Annotated in this window: 19 protein-coding genes; 12 read left to right on the top strand and 7 right to left on the bottom strand. The window is 65.1% G+C overall.

What is annotated here, in order from left to right:
- Positions 1-4: 4 nt before the first annotated feature.
- The 4 genes from M2375_RS17360 (at position 5) to M2375_RS17345 (ending at position 4,602) form a co-directional block, all read left to right on the top strand.
- Positions 5-586, top strand: coding sequence for a restriction endonuclease (locus M2375_RS17360; protein ID WP_259169135.1), 582 nt, complete (start codon positions 5-7; stop codon positions 584-586).
- A gap of 85 nt (positions 587-671) precedes the next feature.
- Positions 672-1,937 (top strand): patatin-like phospholipase family protein, encoded by a 1,266-nt coding sequence (locus tag M2375_RS17355; protein ID WP_259169134.1) that lies wholly within the window; start codon positions 672-674, stop codon positions 1,935-1,937.
- 122 nt (positions 1,938-2,059) lie between these two features.
- Entirely contained in the window at positions 2,060-4,210 is a 2,151-nt protein-coding gene (metG, locus tag M2375_RS17350) for a methionine--tRNA ligase (protein ID WP_259169133.1), read from the top strand.
- A 5-nt stretch (positions 4,211-4,215) separates the two neighbouring features.
- Complete coding sequence (locus M2375_RS17345; protein ID WP_259169132.1) at positions 4,216-4,602, top strand: hypothetical protein; 387 nt, start codon at positions 4,216-4,218, stop codon at positions 4,600-4,602.
- A gap of 21 nt (positions 4,603-4,623) precedes the next feature.
- Here M2375_RS17345 and M2375_RS17340 read toward each other — a convergent pair whose 3' ends face one another.
- Positions 4,624-5,301, bottom strand: a complete 678-nt coding sequence (locus M2375_RS17340) for a YitT family protein (protein WP_259169131.1) — start codon at positions 5,299-5,301, stop codon at positions 4,624-4,626.
- 153 nt (positions 5,302-5,454) lie between these two features.
- Positions 5,455-5,949: an outer membrane protein assembly factor BamE gene (locus M2375_RS17335; RefSeq protein ID WP_259169130.1), complete on the bottom strand. Its 495-nt coding sequence runs from the start codon at positions 5,947-5,949 to the stop codon at positions 5,455-5,457.
- Between the two features lie 42 nt (positions 5,950-5,991).
- On the opposite strand from M2375_RS17335, the gene M2375_RS17330 reads away from it, so the two are divergent.
- The 3 genes from M2375_RS17330 to M2375_RS17320 all read left to right on the top strand — a co-directional run bounded on the left by M2375_RS17330 (position 5,992) and on the right by M2375_RS17320 (position 7,554).
- Positions 5,992-6,198 carry a DUF3460 family protein gene (locus tag M2375_RS17330; RefSeq protein WP_259169129.1) on the top strand — a complete coding sequence of 69 codons (207 nt, stop codon included), beginning with the start codon at positions 5,992-5,994 and terminating at the stop codon, positions 6,196-6,198.
- A gap of 62 nt (positions 6,199-6,260) precedes the next feature.
- On the top strand, positions 6,261-7,121 hold the full coding sequence (locus M2375_RS17325) for a ScpA family protein (protein WP_259169128.1): 861 nt from the start codon (positions 6,261-6,263) through the stop codon (positions 7,119-7,121).
- 70 nt (positions 7,122-7,191) lie between these two features.
- Positions 7,192-7,554, top strand: a complete 363-nt coding sequence (locus M2375_RS17320; protein WP_259169127.1) for a 5-carboxymethyl-2-hydroxymuconate Delta-isomerase — start codon at positions 7,192-7,194, stop codon at positions 7,552-7,554.
- Positions 7,555-7,668: 114 nt separating this feature from the next.
- Here the strand turns inward: M2375_RS17320 and M2375_RS17315 are convergent, their stop codons facing one another.
- Together M2375_RS17315 and M2375_RS17310 are read right to left on the bottom strand one after the other, a co-directional pair.
- On the bottom strand, positions 7,669-9,237 hold the full coding sequence (locus tag M2375_RS17315) for a TerC family protein (RefSeq protein ID WP_259169270.1): 1,569 nt from the start codon (positions 9,235-9,237) through the stop codon (positions 7,669-7,671).
- Between the two features lie 243 nt (positions 9,238-9,480).
- A complete protein-coding gene (locus M2375_RS17310) occupies positions 9,481-11,313 on the bottom strand; it encodes a bifunctional anthranilate synthase component I family protein/class IV aminotransferase (RefSeq protein ID WP_259169126.1) in 1,833 nt (610 codons plus the stop codon).
- An 86-nt stretch (positions 11,314-11,399) separates the two neighbouring features.
- Between M2375_RS17310 and M2375_RS17305 the strand changes: the two genes are divergently transcribed.
- Both M2375_RS17305 and M2375_RS17300 read left to right on the top strand, forming a co-directional pair.
- Positions 11,400-12,032 carry a tRNA-uridine aminocarboxypropyltransferase gene (locus tag M2375_RS17305; RefSeq protein WP_259169125.1) on the top strand — a complete coding sequence of 211 codons (633 nt, stop codon included), beginning with the start codon at positions 11,400-11,402 and terminating at the stop codon, positions 12,030-12,032.
- A 112-nt stretch (positions 12,033-12,144) separates the two neighbouring features.
- Positions 12,145-13,674: a M20/M25/M40 family metallo-hydrolase gene (locus M2375_RS17300; RefSeq protein ID WP_259169124.1), complete on the top strand. Its 1,530-nt coding sequence runs from the start codon at positions 12,145-12,147 to the stop codon at positions 13,672-13,674.
- Between the two features lie 86 nt (positions 13,675-13,760).
- On the opposite strand, the gene M2375_RS17295 is transcribed toward M2375_RS17300, so the two are convergent.
- On the bottom strand, positions 13,761-14,819 hold the full coding sequence (locus tag M2375_RS17295) for a purine nucleoside permease (RefSeq protein WP_259169123.1): 1,059 nt from the start codon (positions 14,817-14,819) through the stop codon (positions 13,761-13,763).
- Between the two features lie 33 nt (positions 14,820-14,852).
- Positions 14,853-15,836, bottom strand: coding sequence for a LysR family transcriptional regulator (locus M2375_RS17290; RefSeq protein ID WP_259169122.1), 984 nt, complete (start codon positions 15,834-15,836; stop codon positions 14,853-14,855).
- 162 nt (positions 15,837-15,998) lie between these two features.
- Here M2375_RS17290 and lysA point away from each other — a divergent pair, with 162 nt between their 5' ends.
- On the top strand, positions 15,999-17,249 hold the full coding sequence (gene lysA / locus M2375_RS17285) for a diaminopimelate decarboxylase (RefSeq protein WP_259169121.1): 1,251 nt from the start codon (positions 15,999-16,001) through the stop codon (positions 17,247-17,249).
- On the opposite strand, the gene M2375_RS17280 is transcribed toward lysA, so the two are convergent.
- A complete protein-coding gene (locus tag M2375_RS17280; protein ID WP_259169120.1) occupies positions 17,250-18,656 on the bottom strand; it encodes a PLP-dependent aminotransferase family protein in 1,407 nt (468 codons plus the stop codon).
- 138 nt (positions 18,657-18,794) lie between these two features.
- Between M2375_RS17280 and M2375_RS17275 the strand changes: the two genes are divergently transcribed.
- Together M2375_RS17275 and M2375_RS17270 are read left to right on the top strand one after the other, a co-directional pair.
- Positions 18,795-20,081 carry a hydroxymethylglutaryl-CoA reductase, degradative gene (locus M2375_RS17275; protein WP_259169119.1) on the top strand — a complete coding sequence of 429 codons (1,287 nt, stop codon included), beginning with the start codon at positions 18,795-18,797 and terminating at the stop codon, positions 20,079-20,081.
- A 403-nt stretch (positions 20,082-20,484) separates the two neighbouring features.
- Positions 20,485-21,678: a DUF11 domain-containing protein gene (locus M2375_RS17270; RefSeq protein ID WP_259169118.1), complete on the top strand. Its 1,194-nt coding sequence runs from the start codon at positions 20,485-20,487 to the stop codon at positions 21,676-21,678.
- Positions 21,679-21,710 lie beyond the last annotated feature (32 nt).

Below are 21,710 nucleotides of genomic sequence, written 5' to 3'. Positions count from 1 at the left end.
ACCCGTGAAACTGAAAATGGCCGAGAACTCCGTGTTTGCGATCTTGCTGCGCTCGTCGTGGTGGATCAGTGTGGTGGTCGGAGCCATCATCGTGGTGCTGTGCCTGGCGCTGCTGCCCAAGGACATCCGCTTTGTAGGCGCCGCCGGCAGCCTGCCGTTTTTGGTGATCGGGGCCATGGCCGCCAAGCGCCAGTGGAACCAGCCCAATGCCGCTGCCACGCAAGCGCTGCTGGCCCAAGCCAGCACCATGCCCAGCCGCGACCTGCAAGCCTGGCTGACCCGCGCCTGGCAGGCAGAAGGCTACACCGTGACCCCTTTGCAACAGGCCCATGCCGACCTGCAACTGGCGCGCCAGGGACAATCCACCTTGGTGCAGACCAAGCGCAGCAAGGCCGGGGTGCATGGCATCGAGCCGCTGCGCGCGCTGCACGAGGCCGCCAGCCAGAAGGGCGCAGCCAGCGTCTATGTACTGCTGCAAGGCGAGTTGAGCGAGAATGCCCGCCTTTTTGCCCGAGATCAGAAGATCGTGGTGCTGCAGAACCTGGAGCTGGCCACCTTGCTGAAAAAAGCCCCCGCACAGGCCTGATTTCAGCGACCGCTGGGGTTGCAGCCTGGAAATCAGCGACAGCCCTGCTTGGCGCGGCCCCCCACTTTCGGCTATGGTGCAGGCCATGCCGCCCGCTCTGCACTACAACCCCCATACCGCATCCACGGCCATCGTGCTCTCGGGCGGTGGCGCACGCGCCGCCTACCAGGTGGGGGTGCTGCAGGCGCTCTCCCGCTTGCGGCAAAACGCCGGGGCCGACCAGGGGCCCACGCCCTTCCCCATCGCGGTCGGCACCTCGGCCGGGGCCATCAATGCGGCGGGCCTGGCCTGCGGCGCCGACCACTTCGACCTGGCCGTGCAGCGCCTTTCGCGCGTGTGGCGCAATTTTTCCACCAGCCAGGTCTACCGCGCCGATGCCTTTGGCGTCATGCGCAGCGGCGCGCGCTGGCTGAGCCTCCTGACCCTGGGCTGGGCGCTGACCCGCTGGCGCCATGGCAAACCGCGCTCCCTGCTGGACAATGCGCCGCTGCTGGAGCTGCTGCAAGCGGAGCTGCCGCTGGAGAAGATTCCCCACCTGCTGCGCAGCGGCCAGCTCGCGGCGCTGGCCATCACCGCATCGAGCTACAGCACGGGCGAGCACATCACCTTCTATGAAGCGGGCCCGCATGTGCCCAGCTGGTCGCGCACCCAGCGCCGCGCCATCCAGGACCGCATCACCCACCAGCACCTGATGGCCTCGTCCTCCATCCCCTTCATCTTTGCCCCGACCGAGCTGAAGATACGCGGCCAGTACAACTACCTGGGCGATGGCGCCATGCGCCAGACAGCGCCGCTGGCCCCCGCCGTGCACCTGGGCGCCAAACGCATTGTGGTGGTAGGCGTGGGCCGCTCCCACGAGGTGCTGAACCTGCCCCAGGGCGAGCATCCGCCGTTTCCATCGCTGGCCCAGGTGGCTGGCCATGCGCTGTCCACCATTTTTCTCGATGCGTTGTCGGTCGATGTGGAGCGGGCCCAGCGCATCAACCACACGCTCAGCCTCATCCCGCAGGCTGAGCGCGCGCACAGTGCTTTGCGGCCGCTGGACCTGCTGGTGATTACGCCCTCCCAATCGCTGGACGCGATGGCGCTGGCCCATTTGCAGGAGCTTCCCACCCCGGTGCGGGCGCTGCTGGGCGCCGTGGGCGTCTCCGTGCACAGCCAGAACGTGGGCAGCGCAGCGTTGGCCAGCTACCTGTTGTTTGAGCCCGGTTACACCCGGGCGCTGATGGCGCTGGGCCGGGCCGACACCATGGCGCGCAGTGACGAGGTCTGCGCCTTTTTCGGCTGGGGCAGCGGCGCGCAGGCCGGATCCAATCCCCTGGTCATGCCAACAGGCCCCGTAAGCGCCTAGAATTGCCCGGTTCTGGAGCGCCCGCGGGCGCGAGGGCTGGCTGCGCTGGCCCTCCCCGTGACCAGAATCCGCAACGGCCACCGGCCTGCGTCCTCTCTGTGATTAGAAAGTTCCGCAACCCTATGTCTCAACGAAAGATTTTCGTCACCACCGCCCTGCCGTATGCGAACGGCAACTTCCACATCGGCCACATCATGGAATACATCCAGGCCGATACCTGGGTGCGTGCGCAGCGAATGCAGGGCAATGCGGTCAACTTTGTCGGTGCCGATGACGCCCATGGCGCGCCCATCATGATTGCGGCCGAGAAAGCCGGCAAGACGCCCCAGCAGTTTGTGGCCGACATCGCCGCCGGCCGCAAGCAGTACCTCGATGGCTTCCATATCGGTTTTGACAACTGGAGCAACACCGACAGCCCCGAGAACCACGCGCTGTCCAAGCAGATTTACCTGGACCTGAAAAAGGCCGGCTTTATCGAGACGCGCACCATCGAGCAGTTCTTCGATCCTGAGAAGAACATGTTCCTGCCCGACCGTTTCATCAAGGGCGAATGCCCGCGCTGCCACGCCAAGGACCAGTACGGTGACAACTGCGAGGTCTGCAGCTCGGTCTATGCGCCCACCGATCTGATCAACCCCTACTCGGCCCTCTCCGGCGCCAAGCCGGTGATGAAGACCTCGGAGCATTTCTTCTTCAAGCTGTCCGACCCGCGCGCCGTCGAGTTCCTGACCCAATGGACCCAGGACGGCCAGCATGTGCAGCCCGAGGTCGCCGCCAAGATCAAGGAATGGTTTGGCGTGCGCACCAACCCCGATGGCTCGACCAGCGAAGGCCTGGACGACTGGGACATCTCGCGCGATGCGCCCTACTTCGGCATCGAGATTCCCGATGCGCCGGGCAAGTACTTCTACGTCTGGCTGGATGCGCCGGTGGGCTACCTGGCTTCGCTGAAGGAACTGCTCAATAAGCGCGGCGAGGACTACGACGCCTACATGGCCGATCCTGCGCTGGAGCAGTACCACTTCATCGGCAAGGACATCATCACCTTCCACACCTTGTTCTGGCCGGCGATGCTGAAGTTCAGCGGTCGCAAGACGCCCACCAAGATCTGTGTGCACGGCTTCCTGACGGTGAACAACGGCGAGAAGATGAGCAAGAGCCGTGGCACGGGCCTCGATCCGCTCAAGTACCTGGCCCTCAAGATGAACCCCGAGTGGCTGCGCTACTACCTGGGCGCCAAGCTCAATGGCAAGAACGAGGACATCGACTTCACTGCCGAAGACTTCATGCTGCGCGTCAACTCCGACCTGATCGGCAAGTACGTGAACATCGCCTCGCGCGCTGCCGGCTTTATCAGCAAGCGCTTTGAAGGCCGCCTGGGTGAGGTAAGCGCCGATGGCCAGGAACTGCTGGCCGTGCTGCGCGGGCAAAAGGACGCCATCGTGGCCGCCTACGAGGCACGTGACACCGCCCGCGCCGCCCGCGAGATCATGCAGCTGTGCGACAAGGTCAACAGCTATGTCGATGCCAACAAGCCTTGGGAGCTGGCCAAGAAGGACGACATGCAGGCGCGCCTGCACGATGTCTGCACGGTCTGTATCGAGGCCTTCCGCATCCTCACCATCTACCTCAAGCCCATGCTGCCGGGTGTGGCCGCCGAGGTCGCGAACTTCCTGATCGTGCCGCCCGAGCAATTTAGCGAGGTGGACAAGCCGCTGGGCGCGGGCCACCAAATTGGTGTGTACCAGCATTTGATGCAGCGCGTGGACCCGCTGCAGCTCGAAGCGCTGTTTGAGACCCCTGCCAGCCAGGAAAAGGCCGCCGCCGCTGCCGCGCCTGCCAAGGCCAAAAAGGCCGAGAAGAAGGCCGAAGCCGTGGTCGACCCGAATGCACCGGGCGGCGAGCCGCTGGCCGAGACCATCGGCATCGACGACTTTGCCCGCATCGACCTGCGCATTGCCAAGATTGTGGAATGCAAGGCCGTGGAAGGCTCGACCAAGCTGCTGCAGCTGACCCTGGATGTGGGCGAAAAAGGCGAAGACGGCAACCCCAAGACCCGCAATGTGTTCAGCGGCATCAGCAGCATGTACACGCCTGAGCAGCTGCAAGGCAAGCTGACCGTGCTAGTCGCCAACCTGGCGCCCCGCAAGATGAAGTTCGGCATCTCCGAAGGCATGGTGCTGGCCGCCAGCCATGCCGATGAGAAAGCCCACCCCGGCATCTATGTGCTCGAGCCCTTCCCAGGCGCTTTGCCTGGCATGCGCATCCATTGATCTGCATGGCCGCTGACCGCCCCCTCTTGAAGCCCTTGCGTCCGTTGGCCGCAGGGGCTTTTTACTGCGCCTCCGCGTTGCTGCTGGGCGGCTGCAGCGTGGTCGCCGTGGGCGCCGCTGCCGTCAGCGTGACCGCCACGGCGGTGGGCCTGGCGGCCGATGCCGCCGTCGGCACGGTCAAGGTGGTGGGCAAAGGCGTTGGCAAAGCCTATGACATGGCGACGGGGGAAGAACCGGACAACAGCGGCATCACGGTGCGTTACCGGGAGCGCAGGCCGGGCGAGACCTTCCCGCCACAGCAGCCATCCGAGCCACCGCCATTGCAAGCGCAGCCATCACCGGCAGCAAGGCCTGCAGCGGCCCCAGAAACCGCCATCCCGAGCAGTCCCTGACGCACACGGGCTCAGGCCCGGTCAGTTACCAGCGTAGCGGCCGGGCCGGTGGCTGATCCACAGGAACACGCTCATGACGACCGCTGCCAGCACCGAGTAGGCCACCCGCTCGAAAGGCACGATCCACAGGGCCAGCAGCACAACAGTGCAGTCGATCACCATCTGCACCTTGCCGGCACGGATGCCATAGCGGTTCTGCAGGTAGAGCGAGACAATGGTGGCGCCGCCCAGGCTGGAGCGGTGGCGGGCGAGAAACAAACAGCCCGTGCCCATCAGCAAGCCGCCGGCAATGGCGGCGTAGAAGGGGTTGATGTAATCGATGTGGATAAAACGCGGACCAATATCGACCAGCAAGGCCAGCATGGCCACCGAGATAAAGGTCTTGATCGTGAACTCCGGCCCCATACGCGTCCAGGCAAACCAGTAAAAGGGCAGATTGATCGCAAAGAAAATGGCACCGAAGGGCAAGCCCGTCGCGTAGTGCAGCAAGAAGGCCAGACCCGCCGTGCTGCCCGTCAGCAAGCCCGCCTGCGCAAACAGCCCCAAGGTGATGGAGACAAACAGCGAGCCGGTGAACAGCGCCTGTGCATCTTCAAAACGGCCATGGCGCATAGCGGGCACGACCAGCGGCGCAGGGGCAGCCGCCACGGGGCCAGAGAGGCCGGTGGGAGCGGTGGGACGGGATAGCGGTGAGGACATGTCGGGTTGACAGCAAGTTGCGTGCCCGCGCAGGGATGGTGCGGCGGGGCTGCCTAGCGCGGGTAGCGCTAGGTGTAAACCCGAATTTTAAAGAGATTCAGCCTGTTACGTGTAGGCATATCCGCAACACTTGCGCGACCAGGCCAGCAGCGATCAGCGGCTATTCACCACCAAGGTGCTGTTGCTGCGCACCACTTTGCCCTGGGCATCGAACACCACGGTGAACAGCATCTTGGTGCTGGGCGGGTCGATCCAGCCCCAGTCCCATTCGGCTTCGTTCTTCAGCGGGTAGCTGGTGCGCTTGGCCGGCTGGCCCAGCAGGCGGCGGATTTCTTGCTGGTCCATGCCTGGCTGCACCTTGGCAAAGTAGGCGGGGGCCAGCACCTGGCGCAGCGCGGTCATCTTGCCGTCCTTGCCAATGGTGATCATGTAGTTCTGCGCACCGGCGGGCTGGCGGGTGTATTCCAAGGTGTGCGAGCCGTCCGCCTCGTCCCAGATCTGGTTGGGCTCGCCAAAACGGTCGCGCACATCCTGCTCGGTAGAGACAAATTCCTCCAGTTCCTTGATGCGCTGCTGGTCGCAGCCCACCATAAACACGGAAACAGCCAGCGCAGAGGCGGCGATTGCAAGTTTGGTGACGAAGGACATGGTCAGGTTCGGTAGAATCCAGGGAAGAGGTAAATATACGCTATGTCTTTCTTTCGCCGCCCTGATTACCAATCCGACACCACCCAGTTTCTGCTGAAGCTCAAAGCCGACAAGCCGCAGCTGGAAGAAGGCCAACTCGAAGGCCGCGCCCTGCTGTGGGACAAGGACCTGGACCGCCAGCAGCAAGCCGAGTACCAAACCGCACGTGTGGCGCAAAAGCCCTACGTGTACCAAACCAACCACGATTGATCACCGCGCAGGTTGCCGGCCGCCTGGCTGGCAGCGCCTGTCGATCATGAATAGCCCTGTGCATGGCAACTTCCGGCAAGCTGACAAAGGCTGAGGACGGCCTGAGCCCCTCTGCCAGCAGTGCCATGCCCGATGTGGTGGACCAGGTTGCGCTCGCCCGTCTGTACGGCGAGCCCCTGTTCGCCATGCCCACCGACCTGTACATCCCGCCCGATGCGCTGGAGGTGTTCCTGGAGGCTTTTGAAGGCCCGCTGGACTTGCTGCTCTACCTGATCCGCAAGCAGAACTTCAACATCCTCGACATCCCGATGCTGAGCGTCACCCGCCAGTACCTGAGCTATGTCGACGAGATCCGCAGCCGCAACCTGGAGCTGGCCGCCGAATACCTGCTGATGGCCGCGATGCTGATCGAGATCAAGTCGCGCATGCTGCTGCCACCCAAAAAGCAGGCCGAAGGCGAAGAAGCCGAAGACCCCCGTGCCGAATTGGTGCGCCGCCTGCTGGAGTACGAGCAGATGAAGCTGGCCGCCCAGGGCCTGGGCGCTGTGCCGCAGTACGGGCGCGACTTTATCAAGGCCCAGGTCTTCATCGAGCAGGCGCTGCAGCCGCGTTTTCCGGATGTGGACATGTCCGAGCTGCAAGAGGCCTGGCGCGACATCCTCAAACGCGCCAAGCTGGTGCAGACCCACAAGATCACGCGCGAAGAGCTCTCGGTGCGCGAGTACATGAGCGCCATCCTCAAGCGCCTGCAAGGCCGGCGCTTTGTGGAGTTTGAGGACATCTTTGAGCCGGAAAAAGGCAGCACCGTGCTGGTGGTGACCTTTATCGCGCTGCTGGAGCTGGCCAAGGAAACGCTGATCGAGATCACCCAGGCGGAAGCCTTTGCACCCATTTATGTGCGGCTGTCCTATACGCCTGTTTAACAGCCGCCGGGTCTGATCGACCCGCTGCCCCAACCCCTTTTCCCCGCCCTTCATTCCAACGGAGACCACCATGCCGCATCTCGTCATCGAATACACCAGCAACCTCGAGAACTTCCCCGAGGCCCACCTGCTCGACGCGCTCAACGCGGCCGTCATCGCCAGCGGCCAGGTGCAAAACGAGCAGGACCTCAAGAGCCGCACCGTGCGCACCGAGCAGTTCGTCATCGGCGCCGATCCTACGGCCCTGCGCGGCTTTGTGCATGCCGAGCTGCGCCTGCTGGCCGGCCGCACGCCTGAGATGAAGCGCGACCTGTCCGAACGCATTGCCACCGTGCTGCGCGAGTTCACGCCCCACCCCGAGGGCATGCTGGTGCAGTTGAGCGTGGACATTGTCGACATGGACCGTGGCTCCTACTACAAGGGCTCGCTGTAAGCGCCTGCGCGGTTCGCGGTTCGGTCGCGACGCAGTACAAAGGCCTGCCGTCTCTTGCGAGAAGGCAGGCCTTTTTCATCGTGGGGCAGTGCTCAGCCGCCGCCCGCTGGCGGTTCAGTACTCCAACGGCCCCTGGCCCTTGTGGTCCTTTTCGATGCGGATCTTGCGCATCACGCCCTCGGTGGCCTCGGTAACCGCAAACTGCCAGCCATCGATCACCACCACATCGCCTTGTTTGGGCAACGCACCATTGAACTCGGTGAGCAAGCCGCCCAAGGTGGTAAAGGCATCGGCAGACGAGACCAGCTCACTGGATCCCAGCAGCTGCTGGACCATGTGCACATCGGCCGCGCCGCTGGCAATCCAGGTGTCGGGCTCGCCCTCCACCGCCTGGATGGTGAAGCTCTCGTCCTCGTCCGGGAACTCACCCGCAATCGCTTCGAGCACATCGACCGGCGTGACCACGCCGCTCATCACATGGAACTCGTTGATGACGATGACCATATGGCCCTTGGACTGGCGCAGGTCATTGATCAGCGCAATCACGCCCGCGCCTTCGGGCACCATCAGCGGCTTGCGGATGGTGGTGGGCTGGATGGCGCCGTGCTGCATCAGGTCCATCAGCATGTCCTTGGCACGCGCCACGCCCTGGAGCTGGTCCACCTGGCCCAGGCAGACCGGCAAATGGCTGTGCGGGTTGTCATTGAGCGAGCGCTGGATGGCCTGGGCATCGTCGTTCAGGTCCACCCAGTCCACATCGGAGACGGGGGTCATGATCGAACGCACCTTGCGGTCAGCCAGCCCCAGCACGCCGCTGACCATGCTGCGCTCTTCGGGCCCAAAGGTCAGCGCGTCCTCCGCCGTGGCCGGGTCGCCATGGTCGTGCTCCACCTGCGCATTACCGCTACGGCCGGCCATCAGCGACAGCACCTTGAGCGCCGTGCGCTCGCGCAGCGGCACCCGCTGCTCATGGCGGATCGCATTGCGCGAGGACACCTGGTTGAAGGTCTCGATCAGGATGGAAAAGCCAATGGCGGCATACAGATAGCCCTTGGGCACATGGAAGCCCAGGCCCTCGGCCACCAGGCTGAAGCCGATCATCAGCAAGAAGCTCAGGCAAAGAATCACAATCGTTGGGTGCGCGTTCACAAAGCGGGTCAGCGGCTTGGAGGCAAACAGCATCACCCCGATCGAGATGACGACCGCGGCCATCATCACACCCAGGTTGTTGACCATGCCCACGGCGGTGATCACGGCATCGAGCGAGAAGACCGCATCGAGCACCACAATCTGCGCCACCACGGCCGAGAAGCTGGCATAGACCGTGCTGCTGGATTTGCTGAGGCTCACGCCTTCCATGCGCTCATGCAGCTCGGTGGTGGCCTTGAACAGCAGGAACAAGCCGCCCAGCAGCAAGATCAGATCGCGCCCCGAGAAACTGAGCGGCCCGACGGAAAACAGCGGTTGGGTGAGCGTCACCAGCCAGGAGATGGCCGTGAGCAGACCCAGGCGCATCACCAGGGCCAGGGACAGGCCGATGACCCGTGCCCTGTCCCGCTGGTGGGGCGGCAACTTGTCGGCCAGGATTGCAATAAAGATGAGGTTGTCGATGCCCAGAACGATCTCAAGCACCACCAGGGTGACGAGACCAATCCAAATCTGCGGGTCGGAGAGCAGCTCGATCATGCGGTGCTCCCTTGACAGGGCAGAGGCACCGCAGGCGGTGCGTGGGGGCTAGAACAGGGAGACAGCGACAGGGTCGTCGCAGACGGGAGAGGCTCAGGGTCCGGGTTGCCGGGCATAAAATCCGAAGGGTTGCTAAACAGCCTCCATGGTAGCCTGCGGCACAAAAACCCTGAGCATCTGGCCCATTCATCACGGTGGCGACATGCCGTGCTTCGGCAAGCACAGGCCTGCTGAACAGACTCAGATACCTACTGCAGGCTGCGGCCACACCGGCACCTCACCCCGCACCTGCGCCGGTATCCAGCCACGCAAGCTATTGAGAAAGGCCCAGGCCTCAACGCGCGGCACGTCGCTCAGCGGCACCACCGCCTCCACGACCTGACCCGCCTCCAGCGCCAGGCGGCGCCCCACACCGGGCAGCAGGCCGCAATGCAGCGCGGGGGTGATCCAGCGCCCATCGATTTGCATGGCGATATTGCCTCGGGTGGTTTCGGTGATCTCTCCGGCCTGGTTCCACAGCAGCGTGTCGAACACGGTTGCGTCTTGCGGTGTCCAGCGCTCGTAGTGCGCGCGGCGGCTGGTTTTGAAGCGGACAAACTCGCCCTGGGCCTCGGCCAGCGGCGCAGGCGCCCACTGCAGCACCACCTGGGCGGGGGATGCAGGGCAGGCAAAGGCCTCGGCCTGGAAAGCGCCCTGCGCATCGAGCAGCAGGCGCAGGCGCCACAGGCCTTGCGGGTGTGATTGCGCCAACGCGTCTAAAGCCGCTTGCGCGGCCAGCACATCCCAGCGGTAGCCAAAATGCACAGCGGCCCCCGCCATGCGCTCCAGGTGCAGCGCGGCATGGCGCAGCACGCCATCGTCCAGCGCCAGCGTCTCGATCAGTGCAAACGGCATGCTGGCCCGCTCCAGAAAAGCGCGCTTGTGCCGCCATTCATCCCATTCGCCGTCGGCAGTGGCATCGGCCGTAATGCCGCTGCCAATGCCGCATTGCAGCTGCGGACCCCGCAAGCGCACGGTACGGATGGGCACGTTAAAAGTGGCACGCATGCCACCGGCGCCATCGGAGCGCACTACGCCCAGCGCGCCGCAGTACCAGCCGCGCGCCTCCGTCTCCAACTCGGCAATCGCCTGCATGGCCGCCCGCTTGGGCGCGCCAGTGACCGAGCCACAGGGAAACAAGGCCTGCATCACATCGACCAGCCCGGTGCCCTGAGGCAGGCGGGCCTGCACGTCGGAGGTCATCTGCCAGACGGTGGGCAAGGCCTGCAGCGCAAACAGCTGGGGCACCTGCACGCTGCCCAATACGGCAATACGCGCCAGGTCATTGCGCAGCAGGTCGACCACCATCACGTTTTCGGCCCGTTCCTTGGCCGAGGCACGCAGTGCCTGGGCCTGCGCCTCGTCCTGCTGGGCGGTGCTGCCCCGCGCGGCGGTGCCCTTCATGGGCCGGGTCAAAATAGCTCCCGCGCCGCTGGCCGGCTGGTGCCAGTCAAAAAACAGCTCGGGCGATACCGACAGCAGCTGCTCGTCGCCCTTGTCGATGTGCAGCGCATAGCCGCCGGGCTGGGCCTGCTGCAAGGCGGCAAACAGCGCTGCGCCGTCCACATCGCCACCGCCGGGCAAGGCGCTGCGGCCCTGCAGCTGCTGGGTGTAGTTGATCTGGTAATAAGCGCCGTTGCGGATATCGGCATGGATGCGGGCCATCTGCGCATCGAACTGGGGACGGGTCAGCGCGCTGCGCCATTGCACTTGCACCGCTGGCGTTTCGGCATCGGGCGGCTGCGCCGCCTCGGCGCCGGGGGCATCCCACACCGCAAACCAGGCCAGCGCCTCGCCACTGGCCGCTGCTTGCGTGGGCAAATAGGGGTTCAGCGCCGTGGCGGCCTCATAGCGCAGGCCACCCACGCAGCAGGCCCCGGCACGCGCGGCCTGCTCCACGGCCACCAGCAAGGCGCGCAGCGATGGCGCATCGTGCGCCTCCAGCACCCTGTCGGGGCCGGTCAGGTTCAGGCGCAGGCGCTCGCGTTCGCCAGACAAAGGCTGGCCCATGTCGATGCGGGCAGAAAAGGGCATGTGCATTGTCATAGGGGCGCCAGCATAGCGGCGCAGGCTTTTCCCTGCAGCACAATAGCATTCTGCCCACCACTGCTGCCTACCACGTGTCTTGCCTCTCTCCCCGCGCGATGTGCCCTGTCTGCCTGCGGCCGCAAAGCGCCTGTATCTGTGCGCTGGCGCAGCCCGTGCTGGCCGCTACCCAGGTGCTGATCCTGCAGCACCCGCTGGAGCGGCAAGAGGCCAAGGGCACTGCCCGGCTGCTGCACCTGTGCCTGCCGGGCAGCCGGCTGGAGGTGGGCGAGGCCTTTGACCCGCAGCAGCTGCAGCAGTGGCTGTACGACGCATGGCCGGGTGCAGAGGCAGCGCAGCAAACGCTGCTGCTCTACCCGCAAACGCCAGACCAGCCAGCCGCCTTGAGCGCTCTGACTGAGTGCGATGCGCCAGTGAGCGTCCGGCGCCTGGTGCTGCTCGATGGCACCTGGCGCAAAAGCCGCAAGATGCTGTATGCCAATCCCCTGCTGGCCCAGCTGCCCCGACTGGCACTGACGGACACCGGGCCTGCCGGCTACCGCATCCGCAAAGCGCCGCGCGCCGGCCAGCTTTCGACCTTGGAGGCCGGCGCACTTGCGCTGCAAGCGCTGGAGGGCTGGGCGCAAGATGCCCCACCGCTGCAGGCGTTGCAGCAATCGTTTGCCGGGCTGATCGCGCAGCATGAGCGCCTGCGCCCCGCGCACTGAGCGATTGGCGCCCTGGCGACAATCGCTTGCTGTGCCTGCAGATGGCCGAGCGCGCACTCGGAGATACTGCAGCCCATCCCACCTGTCCATCCACCACTGACGGAGCCCCTGCATGACATTCTCAACCCTCACCCTGCTCAGCGCCGCGCTGTGCGCCGCCGGCCTGGCCCAGGCCGCTGCTCCATCGGACGCCGCCGTGCACCAAGCCAGCAGCGCCAGCCTGCGCGAATGGATCGAGGTGCTGGCGCTGCCCAATGACTCGAATGTGGCGGCCGATATCGAGAAAAATGCGCAGTGGTTCAAGGCGGCGCTGGACAAGCGCGGCTTTAGTACCCAGCTGCTGCCCAACCAGGGCAAGCCCATGGTGCTGGCCACCCTGCCGCCCGTGCCCGGTGCCACCAAGACGGTGCTGTTCTACGCCCACATGGATGGCCAGGCCGTGACCCCCGCCGAATGGCAGCAGGAGAGCCCCTGGAAGCCGGTGCTCAAGGAGCGCCAGGCCGATGGTTCCTGGAAAGAGATCGCGCTGGACCAGCTCTACGGCGCCCAGCCCAACCCCGAATGGCGCGTGTTTGCCCGTTCGTCATCGGACGACAAGGCGCCCATCATCATGCTGATGGCGGCGATCGACGCCCTCAAGCAGCAAGGCCTGGCACCCAGCACCAATATCAAGATCCTGCTCGACTCGGAAGAAGAAAAGGGCTCTCCATCCTTGGGCGGCGTCATCGATGCCCACCTGGAGGCCTTGAAGGCCGACGCCCTGCTGGTGCTCGACGGCCCCATGCATGCCAGCAACCGCCCCACCCTGGTGTTTGGCAACCGGGGCGTGGCCCAGGCCACCTTCACGGTCTATGGCGCCAGCCAGGATCTGCACAGCGGCCACTACGGCAACTACGCCGCCAACCCTGCGTTCACGATGGCGCAGCTGCTGGCCTCGATGAAGGCGCCCGATGGCCGGGTGCTCGTCAAGGGCTACTACGATGGCATCAGCTTTGATGCCCCAACCCAGGCGGTGATGAAGGCCGTGCCCGATGACGAGGCCGCCCTGCGCAAGCGCCTGGGCATCGCGCAGGCCGAAAAGGTGGGCAACAACTACCAGGAAGCGATGCAGTACCCCTCGCTCAATGTGCGCGGCCTGCAAAGCGCCGATGTGGGCGCCAAGGCCCGCACCGTGGTGCCCGCCCAGGCGATTGCCGAGCTGGACCTGCGCACGGTACCCGAAACGCCACCCGAGCGCCTGCTGCAGCTGCTCAAGACGCATATCGAAGGCCAAGGCTTTACCTTGATTGATGGCGAGCCCAGCGCCGAGCAGCGCGCCCAATACCCCAAGCTCGCCAGTCTGAAGATGGGCGGTGTATCGGCCTCATCCAGCGCCGTGCGCACCGATTTGAACGCCCCTATTGGCGACTGGTTGCGCCAGGGCATGCAGCAGGCCTGGGGCCAGGCGCCCGTGCAGATCCGCATGATGGGTGGCACGGTGCCCACCGGCGCAGCGGTGCAGGCGCTGAAGGTGCCTTTTGTGATCGTGCCCATGGTGAATGCGGACAACAACCAGCACAGCAAGAACGAGAACATGCGCCTGGGCAACTACTTCGATGGCGTCAAGAGCCTGGCAGCCATCCTGACCCAGCCCTGGAAGTAAGCAGCGGAAAAAAAGCACCACCCGCGCTGCGCTGCGTTGGTGGTGCTGGTAGTGCTGGTGGTGCTGGCCTTGCTTAACCAGTCAACCTAACGCGGCACCGGCACGCCGTCCTTCCACTGCGGCCAGTCCTTCACCACGGTGTCGACAAAGACACCGCCCACCGCCACCACATTGGCCACCGTCTCGGCAAAGCCGCCCGCGGTGTCACCGGGCTTGGGGTCCAGGTGGGCCTGGGTGGTTTCCTGCGGGTTGCCCTGGTCAAAATTGACGGAGCCGCGCAGGCTCAGAATCCGGTCCGTGCCATGGCTGCGCTTCAGTACCAGCGCAATGGCGGCAGCCTCCATTTCGGTAGCGACATAATCGTCCGCACCGTAGAGCTTGGCGATGTACTGCGCCTCTTTGGACAGGCCCGGGCCATGGAAGAAGGTATCCCCCGTCATGTGCGTGCCCACATGCACGCTGGGCGCCTTGCGCGCTGCGGCATCGGGGTAGCGCATGCGGTAGCGCTGGGCCGAGTCACTGTCTTGCAGCGGCACGGCGCGTGTCATCGCATAGGCGGCTTGGGTCAGCGCCGGGTTCAATGCAAAACGGCGGTAGTCCTCATAGCCCTTGCGCGGAACAAACACCGGCGCACCGGGCTGGCCTTCTTCTGGGGCCCAGCGGTGGCCCAGGTCGTAATCGACCAGCCAGCTGCCCCAGGTCACATCGCCAATGGTGCCGCGCGATGGCGGCGTGCCGGCCACGCCGCTGATCACGTAATAGCTCTGGTCAAAATTGAACTGCGGGTTCAGCACGATGGCCTGGATCGAGGCCGATGCATTGACCTTGCCCATGCCCAGCACACTGCCGCAAACGCCATCGGCATTGCAGAACACGGGGCCCAAAGCGCCCGCCACCGGGATCGGCTTGGCATCGCGGAAGTAGCGCTCATACCAGTGCTGGAACTCGCCGGCCCGGTCGCCCGTGTTGGCACCGATCTCGAACATGGCGGCGACAAACACCTTGACCTGGATGGGCGGCTGGGCTTGCGCGGCCTGTGGGCTCTTGCTGCCCGTGCTGGCACAGCCGGACAACAGCGCCAGCGCCAAGCCAGAGGCGACAGCAAGTACGGGGCGGAAAACGGGGCGAAGGCGGGGAACGGGCATGGGGATTTTTCTCCTGGCGGTCAGCGTGCCGGCCTATCCGGCGTGCTGCGCATTGTAGGTCTGCAGGCCATCGACCGTCTCTGCCAGCGCTGTCACCAAGGCATCGACCTCGGGCACCGCAGCGCGGTGCAGCGGCAGCAGCACCTGGGTACGAAAAGGAATGGAGAAGGCCAGTGGCCGCTGCACCAGCCCCTGGCCCATGCAGGCCTGGGCGGTGAAGGGGTTGACGATCGCCAGGCCCAGGCCGTTTTGCACCATGGCGCATACCGCCACGGCGCTGTGCGTGTCCAGCAGCATCTGCCGGCCCACACCGGCCTGGGCAAACACCTGGTCGATCTCGGCGCGATACGGGTCGCCCTCGGCCAGGCTGATAAAGGCCTGGCCGGCAAAGTCGGCCGGCTGCAGCTTTCTCTTACGTGCCAGCGGGTGGCCGGCGGGCAACACGGCCACCTCGTCCACCGCCGGCAGCGCCACGGCGCGCGTGCCGGCGGGTGCCTCGCCCTGCTCGGTCAGGCCCAGGTCATAGCGCTGCGCAGCCATCCACTGCTGCAGCAACGGCGATTCCTGCGTGGCCACGCTGACCGCCACCGGCCCCTGCGCCTGCTGCATGCACGCCAGCGCCGCCGGCAGCAGCGCATGGCTGAGCGCCGGCATGCTGAGCACACTGATGCGCGCCGCCTGGGGGCGCGACAGTGCCACTGCCCGCTCCATCACCCGGTCCAGCCCCTGCCAGCTGCGCTGCACCTCTTCCCACAGCGCCAGAGCCCGCGCGTTGGGGCGCAGCCGCCCCTGCACCCGTTCAAACAGCGGGTAGCCCAGCAGCTGCTCCATACGTGCCAGATCGCGGCTGACCGTGGGCTGGGAGCTGAACAGCAGGCCGGCGGCGCCAGTCACCCCACCGGCCAGCATGACGGCGCGGAACACCTCGATATGGCGGTGCTGCAGGCGTGGCGATGACGGGTTAGCGACCTGGGGCGGATCGGAAGCTGGCGGATTGGGGGCTGGCGAACGGGGCATGGGTGGGCGGCAATACAAGAATGACATATCAATTATGAATGACATTCCGATAAATAAGCATTAGACCAAATACCCCACCCCAGGCACACTGGCTACATGTATCCCCGATTTCCCTGATTTCCCTGATTTCCCTGATTGCACGCCCCGCTGGGGCCACCGACTATGAGCAACCCTTTTTCCCCCGATCTGCTGTGGCAGCTGGCCGATGACTTCAACACCCCTTTGTGGGTGTATGACGCGGACACCATCCGCCAGCGCATTGCCGAGCTGCAGGCCTTCGACACCGTGCGCTTTGCCCAGAAGGCCTGCTCCAACATCCATGTGCTGCAGCTGATGCGCGCGCAAGGCGTCAAGGTCGATGCGGTCTCGCGCGGCGAGATTCTGCGGGCGCTGGCCGCCGGCTACCAAGGCGGTTTTGGCGAGCCCTCCGATATCGTGTTCACCGCCGATGTGATGGACGAGGCCACCTTGGCCACCGTGGTCGAGCACCAGATCCCCGTCAATGCCGGCTCCATCGACATGCTGCACCAGCTGGGCCAGGCATCGCCCGGCCATGCGGTCTGGCTGCGCATCAACCCCGGTTTTGGCCATGGCCACAGCAACAAGACCAATACCGGCGGCGAGCACAGCAAGCACGGCATCTGGCACAGCGACCTGACCATGGCGCTGGCGGTGATCGCCGAGCGCGGCCTGCAGCTGGTGGGCCTGCACATGCACATCGGCTCAGGCGTGGACTACGGCCATCTGCAAGAGGTATGCGGTGCCATGGTGCAGCTGGTGCAGCGCACCCAGCAAGCCGGCCACCGCCTGCAGGCCATCTCGGCCGGCGGCGGTCTGTCGATTCCCTACAAAGAGGGCGACGCCACCATCGACACCCAGCACTACTTTGGGCTCTGGGATGCGGCACGCAAACAGGCCGAGGCACTGGTGGGCCACCACCTGGCGCTGGAGCTGGAGCCGGGCCGCTACCTAGTGGCCGAATCGGGCGTGCTGCTGGGGACGGTGCGCGCCACCAAGAACGCCGGCAGCAACCACTTTGTGCTGGTCGATACCGGCTTCAACGAGCTGATGCGCCCTTCGATGTACGGCAGCTACCACGCTATGCATGTGCAGCGCCGTGGCGCAGGCGTGCTGCCCGTGCAGGGCGAGGCTGTCGTGGCCGGGCCGCTGTGCGAATCGGGGGATGTATTCACCCAGGGCGAGGCAGGCGTGGTGCTGCCGCGTCCGCTGGGCGATGCCCAAGTGGGCGACCTGCTGGTGATCCACGACACCGGTGCCTACGGCGCCTCGATGTCCAGCAACTACAACAGCCGCCCGCTGGCCGCCGAGGTGCTGGTCGAAGACGGCAAGGCACGGCTCATCCGCCGCCGCCAGACGGTCGAAGAACTGCTGGCGCTGGAGCTGGGCCTGTAACTAGCCCTTTGACAAGCGCCATTGCGCCACCGCCGCATCCAGACGCGGCGACTGCATGGCCCCCACATTGCAGCGGGACCAGCGCGAGGCGGCGCTGCTGTCGAGGCTGAACACCCGGCCCGGCGCCATCGTCACCTGCTGGGCCAGCAGCGCGCTGGCCAGTTGCGCAGAATCCTCACAGCCGGGAAAGGCCGCCCAGAGATACAGCGACTGCTCGCTGCGCGCAAACACCTCGCAGCCCTGGCGGTCCATCCAGGCCAGCGCCTGCGCCGTGGCCTGGCCCAGGCGCCCGCGCAGGCGTACCAGATGGCGCTCGTACTGGCCCTCGCGCAGCATCACATCCACCATGCGCTCGCAGTACTCCGAACCACTGACATGGATGAGGCTGCGCAGATCGGCCAGGTCACTGGCCAGATCCGGGTGGCAGGCGATGAAGCCCACCCGCAGCGCTGCGGAAAACGACTTGGAAAAACTGCCGATGTAAATGGTGCGCACCAGCTGGTCCTGCACCGACAGGCGCGTGGCCGAGGTTGGCTTGAAATCGGCCAGCGGGTCGTTCTCCACGATCAGCAGCGGGTGCTGGCTCGCCAGCTGCAAGATGCGCTGGGCCTTGGCCGCACTCAGGTCCGAGCCCGTGGGGTTGTGCGCCAGCGACTGGGTAAAAAACAGGCGTGGCCGCTCGGTTTGCAACAGCCGCTCCAGCGCAGCCACATCCGGCCCATCGGCCTGGCGCGGAACGCCCAGCACCCGGGCGCCGGCCAGTTTGAGCTTGCCAAACAGCAGGTAGTAGCCGGGGTCGTCCACCAGCACCGTGGCGCCGGGCGCTACCCAGTGGCGGATGACCAGGTCCAGCGCGTCGTTGGCGCCCTGGGTCAGCAGCAGCTGCTGGGGTGATACCTCCAGGCCGAACATGCCCAGCTTGCGCACCAGGCTCTCACGCAGCGGTGCATAGCCCAGGCGGCTGCCGTAGCGAAAAAGCGCACCCAGTCCCGTTCGCACCACTTTCTGGTGGTAGCGGTCCAGCCGCATATCGGCCAGCCAGTCCACGGGCGGAAAACCGTCGCCCAGCGCCAGCGCATCGGGCCGAGTCTTGAGCTGCTCGCGCATCAGCCAGACGACATCCATGGCGCGCTGCAGTGGCGCGCTGTCATCGCCTGCGGGCAAGGCCGCAGGGCGCTGGGCCAGCACGTAAAAGCCCGAGCCTCGACGCGCTTGCACCAGGCCGCGCGATACCAGCAGCTCGAATGCCGCGACCACCGTGTTCTTGGCATAGCCATGCAGCTGCGCCAAGGCCCGCAGCGATGGCAGTTTGTCGCCGGTGCGCAGCACGCCGTCGGCAATCTGCCGGCCCAGCATATCGGCGAGGTTTTCTGCAATAGAGGCCTTGCGGCCCGAGGCTCTCGGCATGTGTGCTCCGTCGATAGGCCAAGTCGGATGCTGCATTGCAGCAGCACTGTCCCGGCAAACTGTACCTGTCTATATGGGTACAGTTTAGGTAGATTGGTGGCTGGTATCGAGCAACTCAAAAATTATCAGGAGACAAGCATGGCCACCGATTCCCGTCTACCGCAGTTCCGCGCCCTCAGCCCCGCCCAGCGCTGGGACTTTATCGCCAAAGCCTGCCAGTTGACGCCAGAAGAGCATGCGCTGCTGGCCCAGCCAGGGGCGCTGCCGCTGAACCTGGCCGACGGCATGATCGAGAACGTGATCGGCACCTTTGAGTTGCCGATGGGCGTGGCCGGCAATTTCCAGATCAATGGCCGCGATGTGCTGGTGCCGCTGGCCGTCGAAGAGCCCTCAATCATCGCAGCGGCCTCGTTCATGGCCAAACTGGCGCGTGAGGATGGCGGCTTTCAGACCTCCAGCACCCAGCCGCTGATGCGTGCCCAGGTGCAGATTGTCGGCATCAGCGACCCCTACGGCGTGCGCTTGGCGCTGTACCAGGCGCGCGACCAGATCCTGGCGCTGGCCAACAGCCGCGACAAGGTGCTGATCGGCCTGGGCGGCGGCTGCAAGGACATCGAAGTGCATGTCTTCCCAGCATCCCCTCGGGGGCCCATGGTGGTCATGCACCTGATCGTGGATGTGCGCGACGCCATGGGGGCGAACACGGTCAACACCATGGCCGAATCGGTCTCGCCGCTGGTCGAGCAGATCACCGGCGGATCCGTGCGGCTGCGCATTCTGTCCAACCTGGCCGATCTGCGCCTGGCCCGCGCCCGCGTGCGCCTGACGCCACAGACCTTGGCAACCGCCGAGCGCAGCGGCGAAGAAATTATCGAAGGCGTGCTCGATGCCTATACCTTTGCCGCCATCGACCCCTACCGCGCAGCCACCCACAACAAGGGCATCATGAACGGCATCGACCCGGTCATCGTCGCCACCGGCAACGACTGGCGTGCCGTGGAGGCCGGCGCCCATGCTTACGCCAGCCGCAACGGGCGCTACACCTCGCTCACCACCTGGGAGAAAGACAGCACCGGCGCGCTGGTCGGCACCATCGAGCTGCCCATGCCCGTGGGCCTGGTGGGTGGCGCGACCAAAACCCATCCGCTGGCACGCCTGGCCCTCAAGATCATGGATGTGAAATCGGCCCAGGAGCTGGGCGAGATTGCAGCGGCCGTCGGCCTGGCGCAGAACCTGGGCGCCCTGCGCGCCCTGGCGACCGAAGGCATACAGCGCGGCCATATGGCCTTGCATGCCCGCAATATTGCGCTGGTGGCCGGTGCTGTGGGGGATGAGGTGGAGCAAGTGGCCAAGCGCCTGGCCGCCGAGCACGATGTGCGCACCGACCGCGCGCTGGAAGTGCTGGCCGAGTTGCGCCAAGCCTGAGCCGCAAGGCTGCGGGGCACCCGCTGCCCCGCCTGGGCGCCGGTCCCCGGGCTCGGTTGGCCGAAGCGGCGTGTGCTTCCTGCGGCGCTATACACAGTCGCTTTCTATGCACACATTTGTGCATCGCGCTAAACCAAACAGCTTGATGCAGGTGTTAAAGCACCGTGGGCCCAGAACCACCCCCCATCAGGCCCAGGCCCCAGCCTGCAGCAGGGCCGGTGGATCAGCGGGTATTCACTATGCTCCCCCGCCAGAGCGCTGAAAACTCTAAACGCCTCTTGTACAGCCCAGCCAATACCTTACAGACAAATACACTTCTTAATATTATTGAAGATTTTTATTGAGTTCTATTTTTTAATACAAATAAACTCAAGTTCTTCCTTCAGTTGTAGAAAGATTTGATATGTTTGCAAAATGGATGGCCACGGCTGTCACCCTATTGGCCTGCCAATGGGCGAGCGCACAGCCTGTGGCGCCCTCAATTCCGACCTTCAGTTGCCAGGCGAACAACGCCATCCTGAATACCGGCTATGACTCTGACGCGGGCGCGCTGATTCCTAACGGCAGCGAGGATACGCAGTGGTGGGTCTCCTCCACCCAATCCGATCCGACCGGCGCGTTGGGCCCCAGCCCAGGTGCCAGCTGGAGGCCCACCTGGGTGCCCACCACGGCCGCCTTGCCAGCCGCCTGGGTGTCCGGCGCCTCCTTGGGCGGTCAGACCAACTGGATCTCGCCGTTGCCAAACGCCACCACGCGCCCACGGCCTTATCCCTTCAATCCCCCCATCACCAACTACTACCGCATGCAGTTCAATCTGCCCAGCAGCATTCCGCCCAGCGCGCTGAGCCTGAGCATGGACTACTACGCCGATGACGGCATGCTGGGGGTATCGATCAATGGCGTTTTTCAGCCCCTGCCCCCCGCCAACTTTGGCCCTGGACAAGGCGGCGTAGCCACACTGGACGGCCCCTGGACCACAGGACTCAACAGCTTGACCTTCGCCGTGGCCGATGCGGGCTGGGGTTCAGGCCTGCTGGCCCATATCCGCTCGGGTGATTCTCTGTGCCAGACCTCGTTGACGATCGAGACGAGCATCGACAAGCCCCTGTTTGAACCGGGCGAGACAGCGCACTACGCGATCACCGTGAAAAATCCCGGCCCCGCCGATGCCAGTCTGGTGACCCTGAGCAGCGTCCTGCCTGAGGCACTGAGCAACACTGCCTGGTCTTGCACGGCGGCCAATGGCGCGGTTTGCCCAACCGACCTGGACAATGCGCCCTTCAGCTTTCCACTGCCTCTCGGGTCCGAGCTGGTCTTCCACTTGTCGGGCCAGGTAGCTGCATCGGGCAGTCTGCTCAGCATGTCCAGCATCGAGCCGGGCCCCGGCGCCGTCTGCGATGCCAGTACCGGTTGCGATGCCATGGCCGATGCCCAGATCACGGAAGAGCCCGAGATCGAGCCGCCCAATCCTGGAGACCCTACGCCCCAGAAGGTACCCACTTTGGGCCCCTGGGCCCTGGGGATACTGTCGCTGCTGACCCTCCTGTTCCTGGGCATCACCGCCCGCAAGCGCCAGCAAGGCAGCGCCCAGCCCTGATAGCGCTGCGCTGGAGCACCACCGCCTCGTCC

Origin of the sequence: Comamonas sp. BIGb0152 (genome assembly GCF_024809975.1) — a bacterium.
GTDB lineage: Bacteria > Pseudomonadota > Gammaproteobacteria > Burkholderiales > Burkholderiaceae_C > Comamonas.
This window is presented reverse-complemented; position numbering and strand designations above follow the sequence as displayed.